General features: G+C 66.3%; 12 protein-coding genes. 6 read left to right on the forward strand and 6 right to left on the reverse strand.

All coding sequences use genetic code 11. The annotated features are described in order from the left end of the window. Positions 1-2: 2 nt before the first annotated feature. Together RTN46_RS00145 and RTN46_RS00150 are read left to right on the forward strand one after the other, a co-directional pair. Positions 3-1,241, forward strand: coding sequence for an FAD-dependent oxidoreductase (locus tag RTN46_RS00145; RefSeq protein WP_312178370.1), 1,239 nt, complete (start codon positions 3-5; stop codon positions 1,239-1,241). A 42-nt stretch (positions 1,242-1,283) separates the two neighbouring features. Then, positions 1,284-2,669: an MFS transporter gene (locus RTN46_RS00150; RefSeq protein WP_312178371.1), complete on the forward strand. Its 1,386-nt coding sequence runs from the start codon at positions 1,284-1,286 to the stop codon at positions 2,667-2,669. Between the two features lie 77 nt (positions 2,670-2,746). Here the strand turns inward: RTN46_RS00150 and RTN46_RS00155 are convergent, their stop codons facing one another. Both RTN46_RS00155 and RTN46_RS00160 read right to left on the reverse strand, forming a co-directional pair. Then, positions 2,747-3,178, reverse strand: coding sequence for a hypothetical protein (locus tag RTN46_RS00155; RefSeq protein ID WP_312178372.1), 432 nt, complete (start codon positions 3,176-3,178; stop codon positions 2,747-2,749). A gap of 141 nt (positions 3,179-3,319) precedes the next feature. Further along, positions 3,320-4,084 (reverse strand): LysE family translocator, encoded by a 765-nt coding sequence (locus RTN46_RS00160; protein WP_312178373.1) that lies wholly within the window; start codon positions 4,082-4,084, stop codon positions 3,320-3,322. An 80-nt stretch (positions 4,085-4,164) separates the two neighbouring features. On the opposite strand from RTN46_RS00160, the gene RTN46_RS00165 reads away from it, so the two are divergent. Together RTN46_RS00165 and RTN46_RS00170 are read left to right on the forward strand one after the other, a co-directional pair. Further along, complete coding sequence (locus RTN46_RS00165; protein ID WP_312178375.1) at positions 4,165-4,614, forward strand: Lrp/AsnC family transcriptional regulator; 450 nt, start codon at positions 4,165-4,167, stop codon at positions 4,612-4,614. Positions 4,615-4,646: 32 nt separating this feature from the next. After that, positions 4,647-5,321, forward strand: a complete 675-nt coding sequence (locus RTN46_RS00170) for an alpha/beta family hydrolase (protein WP_312178376.1) — start codon at positions 4,647-4,649, stop codon at positions 5,319-5,321. Between the two features lie 253 nt (positions 5,322-5,574). On the opposite strand, the gene RTN46_RS00175 is transcribed toward RTN46_RS00170, so the two are convergent. After that, positions 5,575-6,531 (reverse strand): LysR family transcriptional regulator, encoded by a 957-nt coding sequence (locus RTN46_RS00175; RefSeq protein WP_312178377.1) that lies wholly within the window; start codon positions 6,529-6,531, stop codon positions 5,575-5,577. Between the two features lie 216 nt (positions 6,532-6,747). Between RTN46_RS00175 and RTN46_RS00180 the strand changes: the two genes are divergently transcribed. Further along, positions 6,748-7,698, forward strand: a complete 951-nt coding sequence (locus RTN46_RS00180) for a putative sulfate exporter family transporter (protein WP_312178379.1) — start codon at positions 6,748-6,750, stop codon at positions 7,696-7,698. Between the two features lie 207 nt (positions 7,699-7,905). Further along, complete coding sequence (locus RTN46_RS00185) at positions 7,906-8,601, forward strand: HAD family phosphatase (RefSeq protein WP_312178381.1); 696 nt, start codon at positions 7,906-7,908, stop codon at positions 8,599-8,601. Positions 8,602-8,619: 18 nt separating this feature from the next. Here the strand turns inward: RTN46_RS00185 and RTN46_RS00190 are convergent, their stop codons facing one another. The 3 genes from RTN46_RS00190 to RTN46_RS00200 form a co-directional block, all read right to left on the reverse strand. Beyond that, complete coding sequence (locus RTN46_RS00190) at positions 8,620-9,882, reverse strand: FAD-dependent oxidoreductase (RefSeq protein WP_312178382.1); 1,263 nt, start codon at positions 9,880-9,882, stop codon at positions 8,620-8,622. A gap of 9 nt (positions 9,883-9,891) precedes the next feature. Next, entirely contained in the window at positions 9,892-10,206 is a 315-nt protein-coding gene (locus RTN46_RS00195) for a 2Fe-2S iron-sulfur cluster-binding protein (RefSeq protein WP_312178384.1), read from the reverse strand. Positions 10,207-10,254: 48 nt separating this feature from the next. Further along, positions 10,255-11,121, reverse strand: an 867-nt coding sequence (locus RTN46_RS00200; protein ID WP_312178385.1) for a cytochrome P450, incomplete at its 5' end; no start/stop codon positions are given.

Consider the following 11,121-nt stretch of genomic DNA (forward strand, 5'->3'; position numbering starts at 1 on the left):
CCGTGACAGTTGTCATCATCGGCGGCGGCCAGGCCGGCCTGCAGGTTGCAGACTCGCTGCGCGCCGGCGGCCACGCCGGAACCATCACGGTCATCGCGGACGAGCCCGGCCTGCCCTATCAGCGACCGCCCCTGTCCAAGGATTACCTGGCAGCGGGCAGTGATCCCTCCCCGCTGCCGCTGCGCGCGGCGTCCTTCTTCAGCGAGAAGGACATTAGCCTGCGGAACGGAGCCGCAGCCGTCGCCGTCGACCGTGCGGGCAAAAGCGTCAGCCTGAGCGACGGCAGCGCCCTGCCGTACGACCACCTGGTGTTCGCCACCGGCGCGGCCAACCGGGCGCTCACCTGCCCGGGTGCCGACCTTCCCGGTGTGCACGGGCTCAAAACCCTGGGCGACGCCGAAACCCTGCACAGCGCCTTCGATGCCGCCCGCAACGTGGTGGTTGTTGGGGCCGGGTTCATCGGCTTGGAAGTCGCCGCCGCCGCCCGGTCCCGGGGCTGCGCAGTCACCGTCCTGGAGTTTGCGCCGCGCCCGATGGGCCGGGCACTGAGCCCGGACATGGGCGACTGGTTCACCGCTGCCCACACCGGCCTCGGCGTGAGCATGCGGCTCAACGAGGGGATCGGCCATTTTGAAGCCGGCCCCGACGGCAGGGTGGCCACCGCGGTCTCGACCGCCGGCGCCCGCTATCCGGCGGATCTAGTGGTGGTGGGCATCGGCGTCGTTCCCAATGATGCGCTGGCAGCCGCCGCCGGGCTGGAAACAGGTAACGGCATCGTGGTTGACGCGGCCTTGCGGACGTCGGACCCGTCTATCCTCGCTGTGGGCGACTGCGCCAGCTTCCCTTCTGTCCACACCGGGGGCCGGGCGCGCCTGGAGTCGGTGCAGAACGCCACCGATCAGGGACGGCACGCGGCCCGGACGATTCTCGGCACGCCGTCGCCGTACGGTGATCTCCCCTGGTTCTGGAGCACCCAGGGAAACCTGCGGCTCCAAATCGCCGGCCTCTGGGCTCCCGGGGACGAAACCCTGGTCGTTGGAGAGCCGGAGTCCGGCAAATTTTCCATCCTGTGTTTCCGGAACAGCCGGCTGGCCGCCGTCGAATCCGTGAACTCCCCGGCGGACCATATGGGAGCCCGCAAGCTCCTGGCCGCGGGCCGCGGGCCGTCCCCCGAGGAGGCGGCCGCACCAGGCTTCAGCCTCAAGTCCCATGCACGTCAGGTTTCACCCACCCCTGTTTAGAAGATCCGTCACGCGCACCACTTCCCCTTCCAGGAGAAACTCATGAGCACACCCCCGTCCGACGCCGGCTCCCGGAGGACGCAGCGCCGCGTTGCCTTCGCCACGATCGTCGGGACAACCATCGAATGGTACGACTTCTTCATCTATGCGACCGCCGCCGGGCTGGTCTTCGCCCAGGTGTTCTTCGCCCCCGCGGGTGAATCGATCGGACTGCTGCTCGCCTTTGCCTCGGTGGGCATCAGCTTCCTGTTCCGTCCGCTCGGAGCTTTCCTGGCCGGGCACTTCGGCGACAAGATCGGCCGGCGCCCCATGCTGGTCCTGACCCTGATCCTGATGGGCATCTCGACGACGCTCATCGGTGTCCTCCCCACCTACGAAACGGCGGGCCTGCTGGCACCCGTGGTGCTGCTGCTCCTGCGCATCCTGCAGGGCATCTCGGCCGGCGGAGAATGGGGCGGCGCCGTCCTGATGGCCGTTGAGCACGCTCCGGCACACCGCCGCGGCCGGGCCGGTTCCTTCCCGCAGCTCGGGGTTCCCCTGGGCATGCTGCTGGCGTCCGGCGTCACCGCGGTGATGACCGGCTGGATCTCCCCCGGTGCAGCGTTCATCGAGTGGGGCTGGCGTGTGCCGTTCCTGCTCAGCATCGTGCTGATCGCGGTGGGCTACCTGGTGCGCCGGGCGGTCGAGGAGTCTCCGGTCTTCACCGAAATCGCCGAAAAGAAGCAGCAGACGAAGGTCCCGGCGGCCGAACTGTTCCGCAAACACTGGCACCTTGTCCTGCTCGCCGCCCTGGTCTTTGCCGGCAACAACGCCGCAGGCTACATGGCCACCGGGGGTTTCATTCCCAGCTATGCCACCGGCGACTCCGTGGGGCTGGACCGCACCGACGTCCTCCTGGCCATCACCTTCGCTGCCGCCATGTGGTTTGTCTTCACCCTGCTGGCCGGGTATCTCTCGGACAGGATTGGCCGGAAGCGCACCTACCTGATCGGCTTCGGCATCCAGGCGCTGATGGTCTTCCCACTGTTCTGGCTCATCGACACCGGCTCCCTGCCCATGCTGTATCTGGCGTTGGGGTTGTTCGCCGTCGGACTTGGCCTCAGCTACGGCCCGCAGGCCGCCTGGTACAGCGAAATCTTCCCGGCGTCGGTGCGGTTCTCCGGTGTCTCGCTGTCCTACGCCCTCGGCGCCATCCTTGGCGGGGCCTTCGCTCCGACGATTGCGCAGGCGCTGATCAATTCCACCGGCACCAGCAGTTCCGTCTCGCTGTATCTGCTGGGCATGACGGCCGTCTCAATCGTTGCCGTGCTCCTGCTGCGGGACCGCTCCGGCATCGACCTGTCCATCAATAACCAGGCAGAGCAGGAAGTCGGCGCCACCGTCTTCGACAAGCGCCGGGCACCTGCGTTCGAGAAGGTGAACTCCTAGAACCCCCACCATCCCCCCACAGGCGACAGATCCCCCATCCGGCATTCCGGGTGGGGGATCTGTTGTTGTGGCGGGTGTTACAGCCCGACCCAATAATCATCCAGGACGTATCCCTCAGGAAGGTATTGGTTCACGAGGTTCACGACATCGTTCCAGTCGCGGTTCATCTTGAACTCTTTAATGACCTTGTAGTCCCAGCCGCCGTCGCCGGCTCTGCGGGTCATGGACAGGTAGAGGTAGCGGCTGATCGTCGCCGTGTCCTCTTCCGTACACGCCTCGCTGAAACGTGCGGGGTGGGTATCGAGGTGGGGCACGCCGCTCAGGTCCCCGGCTTCCCTGCCCTGCTTCGATCTGTCACCGTGACCGTACATGTCCACGTAAACCGGGAATGGGCTGTGATCGTCCGGGCCAAGGTATTCGCCTGCGTAGCTGAGACCACCCATCACGTAGTTGGTGTTGTAGTGATCAGGAACCACCTCCGGGAAGTCCCGCTCAACATCACGCCCCACGTCCACTCCTCTTCTGCTTCTGCGCCCGCCCTTGCTGTCTACCGCCCTAAGCCTAACCACTCCAACCTGGCCCATCCCAAGCCCAGCCGTGGGTGCGCAGAGCACCCCGGATGCAGGCCGCGCACCCACGGCCGGGCTGACCTAACCGATCAGCGAAGCACCCTGCTCGGCGAGCAGCACCACGGACAGCGCAACCATAATGATGCCGCTGGCCAGGGTGACGGCGCGGGCGGCCGCGGGCCGCGAGCGCAGCAGGCGGCGGGCTCCCAGTGCCACGAAAGTGTAGACGAACACGGAGACCGTGAAGTGGGCCAGGCCCAGGACCAGTGACTGCAGCGGAACGGCCATTGCGGCATCGGCGTCGACGAACTGCGGGATCAGGGCCAGGTACAGCAGCAGGGCCTTGGGGTTAGTGGCGCTGGTGCCCAAACCTTTGAGGAAGTCCCGGCCTTCGACGGCGCGGCGCGAGCGCACCGGCGTACGTACGGCCAGGGCCAGGCTTCCGGAGCCCCCACCCGCGGCCGTGTCCTGTGCCGTGGTGGCCTCGTGCGCCGTGGTGGCTGCGGTCACCGGCGTCGTGGTGGCTGCGGTCACCGGCGTCGTGCCTCCGCCTGTAAACCCGGCGGAGCGCCAGCCCCGCATGGTCGAGATACCCAGCCAGAGCAGGTACGCGGCGCCGAGCAGGGTCAGGCCAAGCAGAAGCTGCGGAGTCGCGGCAATCAGGGCGGCCAGCCCGGCCACAATCAGCGCGGTGTGGAACAGGTAGCCGGCGCACAGTCCGGCCACGGCGGGCGCGATCCGGCGGGCACGCAGGCCGGCGGAGATCGAATACGCCCAGTCGGCCCCCGGTGTCATGGCCAGGGTGACGGAGACGGCCGCAAAACCCGCGAGCTGCGATAAATCCATGCCTTCAGCCTAGGGATCCGACCGCGATAAGTGCTTACCTATCTATGCCCTTCAAAGCCTAAAGAGGATAGGATTATTGCGTGATTGACGCACTTGATCGAGAAATTTTGCGCCTGCTGCAGATTGACGGGCGAATGACTGCCACGGCACTGGCCGCAGAGGTGGGTCTTACGGTTGCGCCGTGCCACCGCCGGGTGAAGGAACTCGAACGCCGGGGCGTGCTCACCGGCTACCGGGCAGTGGTGGATCCCGCCGCGGTTGGGCTTGGTTTCCAGGCCCTGGTGTTCGTCACCCTGCGGAACCGGCAGCAGATGCTGGCCTTCGAGGACGAGGTTGGCCGGATCGAGCAGATCGTGGCGGCGGACCGGCTTTTCGGCGAACCGGACTTCCTGCTCAAGGTCATCGCCGCGGATCTGACCGCGTACCAGCAGTTCTACGACGAGGTCCTGGTCGGCCTCCCCGGCGTCGAGAAGCTCACCAGCACCATCGTGATGAAGACGGTGAAGGAGGAGGGGCCTCTCCCCCTGTAACCCCGCACCGCCGCTCCCGTAGATTGGAACCCATGCCAGTGCAGCGCGAAGAACTCACAGTCAACGTCGGGGACGGAACGGTCACCGCTGCGTTTGCGCAGCCCGACGGCGCGTGGGCATCCCTGGTGGTGGCGCACGGCGCCGGAAGCGGGATGGAGCACCCCTTCCTCACCGGGTTTACGGATGCAATGAACGACGGCGGGGTGGCCACCTGGCGGTTCAACTTCCCTTACCGGGAGGCCGGCAAGAAGTTCCCCGACCGCGCCCCGGCTGCAGTTGCCGCCTGGCGCGCCGTGATGTTCGCCGCGGTGGATAACGCCGACGGCGTCCCGGTCTGGGCCTGCGGGAAATCCTTCGGCGGGCGGATGGCCTCCATGGCGGTAGCCGAGGGGATGGACGCAGCCGGGCTCGTGTACCTGGGCTATCCGCTGCACCCGCCGGGCAAACCGGAGAAGCTGCGGGACGAACATCTCTACGGACTGTCCCTGCCGATGCTGTTCCTGCAAGGCACCCGGGATCCGTTTGCCCTGCCCGGCGAGCTGGAGCCGATCGCCGAGCGGATCGGGGCCAATGCCGTGGTGGAGCGGATCGACGGAGCCAACCATATGTTCGAGGTTGCCGGGCGGAAGCGTCCGCAGGATCAGATCGGCGCCTCGCTGGCTGCACCGGTGCTGGCGTTTATGCGGGAGCATGCCTTTGCCGGGTGATGCCGTTGGGCGGAATAGGACCGTTGGGCGGGGCGCGCGGTTTGCCACAGGGGTGGCGGGGCGCACTGAGCAGCCAACTCTGACTCCGGCCGAAATCCCTCCGTTTTGGGTTAAATCGACCGTTTTGGGATTTCCCTGCCGCCGCGCGCCGGAGGGAAATCCCAAACCGGCAAGAAAATCCCAAAACGGAGGGAAACAGTTCCGGCGAAACGGAACGCCCGCCCGGCTGTCATCAGCCGGCGGTTCTCCGGATTTACTTCTTGCGTGCGCGCCCGGCACCGGACTCTTCCCGAGACTGGTCCGCACCTCCGCGGGCGATTTTGAGAAACTCCCGCGCCGCCTCTGAGGATGTGGACCCTGCAGTCCACACCGCCTTGAATTCGCGTTTGAGCGGCCCGCCTGCCACCGGGACTTCCACCAGCCGGTTGCTCCGGACGGCGCTCTCCACCGCCAGGGCACTCAATACTGCGGGGCCCAGACCCGTAACGACTCCCTGGCTGATCGCTGAATTACTGTTGAGTTCCATCAGCGGATCGGCCCGCCGGGTGCCAATCAGCTGGTCAAGGAAGGCCCGGGTGCCCGAGCCCTCTTCCCGCTCAAGCAGGGCGGTGCCGGCCAGTTCGCTGAGGTCAACCGGCTGCTTCCGCGCCGCCCAGGGATGCTCCCTGCCGCACACCAGGACCATCCGATCCGTCCAGACCCTGACCGATTTGAGCTGCGGCGGAATGTTCGGCGTTTCCACAAAACCCAGTGCGATCCGCTCCGCGGCAACCGCTTCCAGAACCTGGGCCGAGTTCATCACCCGCAGCTTCGTCTCGACGGAGGGCATCCGGGCACGGAATTCCCCGATCCATCCGGGCAGCAGATGCTCGGCAATGGTCATGCTGGCACCCACGGCAAGTTTCACCTGGCCCTCATCCGCCAAGGCCGCCGCTCCCGCGGCAAGCCTTTCCACGCCGTCGAGCACGTCGCGCGCCCACTCAGCTGTCAGGGCACCCTTACGGGTCAGGGTCGACCCCCGCGTTGACCGGGTCACCAGACTGTAGCCAAGCCGGCGCTCGAGGGTCTTCAAGGAGCGGGTCGCATTGGACTGTGCCATACCGGCATTCCGGGCAGCTGCGCTGAGGCTCCCGTGCTCCCCTATGCCGACGAGGAGCCGAAGGGCGGGCAGCTGAAGCCAGTTTTCGACGGGCGGTCGCGACGTAGGCATATCAGTATCATATGACTGCGGGACCGAGGTTGGGTCTACTGGCGTCTGGCTGAAGCTGAGACGTTTAAATACATGGATACTCAGCGACGTCAGGCATCACCCGCAGCCCAACAGGACACTCAGGACACTCAGGACACCGGCCTTCAACGCCGCACTCCGCCGGCCCCAAGTCCCATCCGGGCGGGCGGATGGAAGTCATACCTGCCCGGGCTCGCCGTGACATTGGCTGGAGCCGCCGCCGCCTGGGGAATCTCGCAGCTGATCCCAGGGATCAGCCCGCTTCTGGTCGCAATTGTGGTGGGAGCATTGTGGCGGAACCTCATCACCGTTCCCCGCTCACTTTCTCCCGGAGTCGCTTTCTCCTCCAAGAAACTCCTTCGCGCCGGCATCATTCTGCTCGGCCTGCAGCTCTCCCTGTCAGCGATCCTCGGACTCGGCCCCGGTGTACTGCTGGTCGTCGTCGCCTCGGTCGGCATCACTTTCGCTGTGACCCTGTGGGTGGGGCAGCTGATGGGTATCAGCCTGACGCAGCGGCTGCTCATCGCCTCCGGGGTCTCCATCTGCGGCGCCGCAGCTGTTGCGGCCGTGGAGAATGCATCCGATGCCAAGGAGGAGGAAACCGCGACGGCGATTGCCTTGGTTGTCCTGTTTGGCACCTTGTTGATTCCCGTCCTCCCCTTCCTCGGGGGCGTCTTGGGGTTGGACGCCGAGTCGACCGGCATGTGGATCGGCGCGTCAACACACGAAGTTGCCCAGGTGGTTGCCGCCGGAAGCGCGGTCGGTGGCGGCGCGCTGGCGGTGGCTGTGACGGTCAAGCTGGCCCGCGTAATGACCCTGGCGCCGATCGTAGCGGGGATCTCGGTCTACATGCGGAAGACCGGCGCTGCCACCGATGGAAAGCGTCCTCCGATTGTCCCGTTCTTCATCGTCGGCTTTATCGCGGCGGTGCTGCTGCGGAGCTCCGGAATCCTGCCGGACCCGCTCTTGGCCGTTCTCCAGATCGTGCAGACGATGCTGCTGGCCGCGGCCATGTTCGCTCTTGGCCTCGGACTGGACATCAAGAGCCTGATTAAGGTCGGTGGCCGGCCGGTCCTGCTGGGGCTGGGTGCCACCCTGCTGATCCTCGGCGTTGCGTTGGCAGGAACCTTGCTCTTCCCTCCGCTTTAGGAAGACCCCAGTAGGGCTTGATGGCCGCCGGCTGAACTCCCGGTGAAGCCGGTGCGAATTCTGCTGTCCGGACCGCTGCGGGTTTTGACGGAAGATAGCCGCACTGCCACGATCAATGGAGGCGCCGTGCAGCATGAACATGCACGTCATCCAGCACCTTTTCGTTCCACCACCGTAAACCCGGGCCGCGCTCTACCAGGAGGACCATTGACACCCGTTCCCGCTCTGCAGGCAGTTTTCTGGGACATGGACGGCACCCTTGTGGACACCGAGCCGTACTGGTTCGCCGCCGAAAAGGAGCTCATGGCCCGGTTCGGCGTTCGCTGGAGCGACGAGCAGGCGATGGATCTGGTGGGCAACGCCCTGCCGGATACGGCCGCGAAAATGCAGGCCGCCGGTGCCGACCTTGGCGTGCGGGAGATCCTCGACGCACTGCTGGCCAGTGTGGTCCGCAGCGTGCGGCAAGAAATCCCGTGGCGTCCCGGGGCCCGGGAACTCCTGGCGGAGCTGGGCGCGGCGGGCGTGCCATGCGCGATGGTGACGATGAGCGAAACCATCCTGGCAAAGGAAATCGCCGAGCAGCTCCCGGCAGGAACATTCCGGTTCCTCGTCACCGGCGAAATGGTGACCCTGGGGAAGCCGGATCCGGAGCCGTACCTGCTCGCGGCCAAACTCATGGGCGAGGAACTGGGTACGGACGTGGATCTGGACCGTGCGATCGCCGTCGAGGATTCGCTGCCTGGCGTGGCCTCGGCCAAGGCGTCCGGGGCCGTCACGGTTGCGGTGCCGAACGCCGTCGACGTGCCCGAACAGCCCGGGATCACCCGCTGGGAAACCCTCGCCGGCCGGACTGTGGCAGATCTTGATGCCCTGGTGGCGGAGCGGGCTGCCCTGCGGGTTTAAGGCCGCCAGCCGGGAGTCTCAGGCCGGCACCCGCGGAACGGCAGATTCCTTCAGCGCCCGGCCCAGGTCGCGGGCGTCCTCCGGCGGGATGTCCAGTCCCTTGCTCAGGGCGTTCCGGACTGCCATGAAGTCCCGTGGGGTGTTGATGCAGTCAGCGGCGATGATCCGTCCGGACCGGTAATAGAGGACAGAGAATTTTTCGCCGTCCGGCTCTCCCCGCAGGATAGTTTCGTCGTGTCCGGCTGAGAGCCCGGCGATCTGCAATTTCAGGTCCCCCTGATCCGACCAGAACCACGGCACCGTGCGGTACTCCGCTTCCATCCCCAGCAGGGACCGGGCAGCGGTTTTCGCCTGTTCGACGGCGTTCTGGACACTTTCCAGCCGCAGGTTGCCGTTGCCGTAATCCGCAGCAAACGGATTGGGCATGTTCGCGCAGTCCCCGGCCGCCACCGTGACGCCGTCCGAGGCCACTGCACCCGCATCCACCACAACGCCGTTGCTGACCTCCAGGCCAAGCCGTTCGGCCAGTTCGGTGCGAGGCAGCACCCCTACCCCGATCACGACGACGTCGGCAGGGACGGTGGTGCCGTCGGCGAGTTCCACCCCGGTCACCCGGCCGTTTTCGCCGGTGATGCGGACGATGCCCGCGTTCAGGAGGACTGTGGTTCCGCGGCGGCGGTGTGCCTGGAGGTAGAAATCGCTGGTCGTTTCGGCCACGGCCCGCCCCACCAGGCGGGGAGCGGCCTCGAGGATGGTGACCTGTTTGCCGGCCGCCCGGCCGGCGGTGGCCACCTCCAGTCCAATGAATCCCCCGCCGATGACCACAAGGCTGCGGGCCTGGCCGAGCGAGCGGTGCAGCGCAGCGGCCTGGTCGGCATCACGCAGGTAGGTCACTCCCTGCAGCTCCGCCCCGGGAAGGGCAAGCTTCCGCGGAGCAGCCCCTGTGGTCAGCGCCAGCCGCGCGAAGCGGAACACCCGCCCGCCCGCACCGACGGCTGTGCCGCCGTCGTTGTTCCTCGAGATATCCACGATCTGCTCCCCGGAGACCAGCTCAATACCCTGCTGGACAAACCACTCCGGGGTGCGGAACGTCAGTGAAGCCGCGGTTGCTTCCCCCTTGAGGAACGCTTTGGACAGCGCCGGCCGCTGGTACGGCAGATGAGGCTCTTCACCGACCAGGACAATGGGTGCAGTATCCCCCAGCTCCCGCAGCGTGCTGGCCAGCTGCACACCGGCCTGGCAGTTTCCGACGATCAGGGTGGCGCCGCTAGCATCCCCCATTCCCATCGCTTAGACCTGTGTTTCCGGGATACGAACCCGGATGTCCACGGATACCGGAAGCTGGCAGGAGAGCCGGCTGCCGGCTTCCCGCTCGGCTGCCGCGCAGTCCAGCATCTCATCCTCCACAGCGAGCATCTCCGGCAGCGCCGCCCGGTCTCCGGGATCCACGTAAACGTGGCAGGTGGCGCACATGGCGCTGCCGCCGCATTCGGCAACAATCCCGGGAACACCGGAGGCGACCGCCGTGCGCATCACGCTGGCGCCGGCTTCGGCGTCTACAATCATTTCGCTGCCGTCAGGCTGGACATAGGTAACTTTAGGCATGTTTGACTCCGGTGTTTCAGACGGGCGGTGGTTCAGACGGATGGGGGTTCAGGCGGACGGGGCAAGGCGCAGCGGAAGGGAGCCCAGCCCGCGCAGGGTGTTGTTTAGCTGCTGGACAGGTTCGCCGGTGATCTCGATCGTCTCCACCCGGCTGGCCAGCGCCGTGAGGATGCTCTCTCCCTCAAGGCGTGCGAGCATCTGCCCCAGGCAGGCGTGGATGCCAAAGCCGAAGCCGACGTGTCCCTCGCTTTTACGGGTGATATCAAATTCCTCCGCATTCTCCCAGCGCCGGGGATCCCGGTTGGCAGCGGCAAGGAACATCAGGATTTTCGACCCTTCCGGCATCTTGGTCCCGGAAAGCTCCGTGTCCCGCGAGGTGGTGCGGAAGAAGGTCTGGACTGGTGACTCGAACCGGACCGACTCTTCGAACGCGGCCCGGGCCAGCGAAGGATCCTTACGCAGCAGCTGGTACTGGGCCGGATTCCGGGCCAGGCAGAGCAGCGCGTTGCCGATCCCGTGCACCGTGGTATCCACGCCGGCCGAAAGGAAGGAGCGCAGCAGTCTGGCCGAGTCCTCGGCTTCATACCCGGCTTCCGCAGCGGCTGCGTGAATCCGGTTGCCCAGTCCGTCCCCGCTGAGCGCCCCGGGCTGGCATTGTTCCATCACCCAGCCGGAGGCCTGGGCACCCTTTTCCATGCCCTTTTCGAAATGCTCGTTCCGGGGCCCGAAAGTGTTGAAAACCATGGAGCCGTAAGGCAGCAGGTTTTCGCGTCCCTCCTTGGGCAGGCCAACGAAATCCGGGAACACTGCCAGCGGGTAGGCTTCGGCCAGATCCTTGACGCCGTCGATTTCGCCGCGCGCGGCCACATCTGCCACCACTTCGTGGGCACGTTCCAGGAAACCTGCCTTCAGCTC

Source organism: Arthrobacter sp. (assembly GCF_031988865.1).
GTDB lineage: Bacteria > Actinomycetota > Actinomycetes > Actinomycetales > Micrococcaceae > Arthrobacter_B.

What these genes read in the sequence shown, in the direction of transcription:
- RTN46_RS00150 (WP_312178371.1), top strand. Translation starts at nt 1,284, where the DNA reads ATGAGCACACCCCCGTCCGACGCCGGCTCCCGGAGGACGCAGCGCCGC.
- RTN46_RS00160 (WP_312178373.1), bottom strand. Translation starts at nt 4,084, where the DNA reads ATGGATTTATCGCAGCTCGCGGGTTTTGCGGCCGTCTCCGTCACCCTG.
- RTN46_RS00170 (WP_312178376.1), top strand. Translation starts at nt 4,647, where the DNA reads ATGCCAGTGCAGCGCGAAGAACTCACAGTCAACGTCGGGGACGGAACG.
- RTN46_RS00175 (WP_312178377.1), bottom strand. Translation starts at nt 6,531, where the DNA reads ATGCCTACGTCGCGACCGCCCGTCGAAAACTGGCTTCAGCTGCCCGCC.
- RTN46_RS00190 (WP_312178382.1), bottom strand. Translation starts at nt 9,882, where the DNA reads ATGGGGGATGCTAGCGGCGCCACCCTGATCGTCGGAAACTGCCAGGCC.
- RTN46_RS00195 (WP_312178384.1), bottom strand. Translation starts at nt 10,206, where the DNA reads ATGCCTAAAGTTACCTATGTCCAGCCTGACGGCAGCGAAATGATTGTA.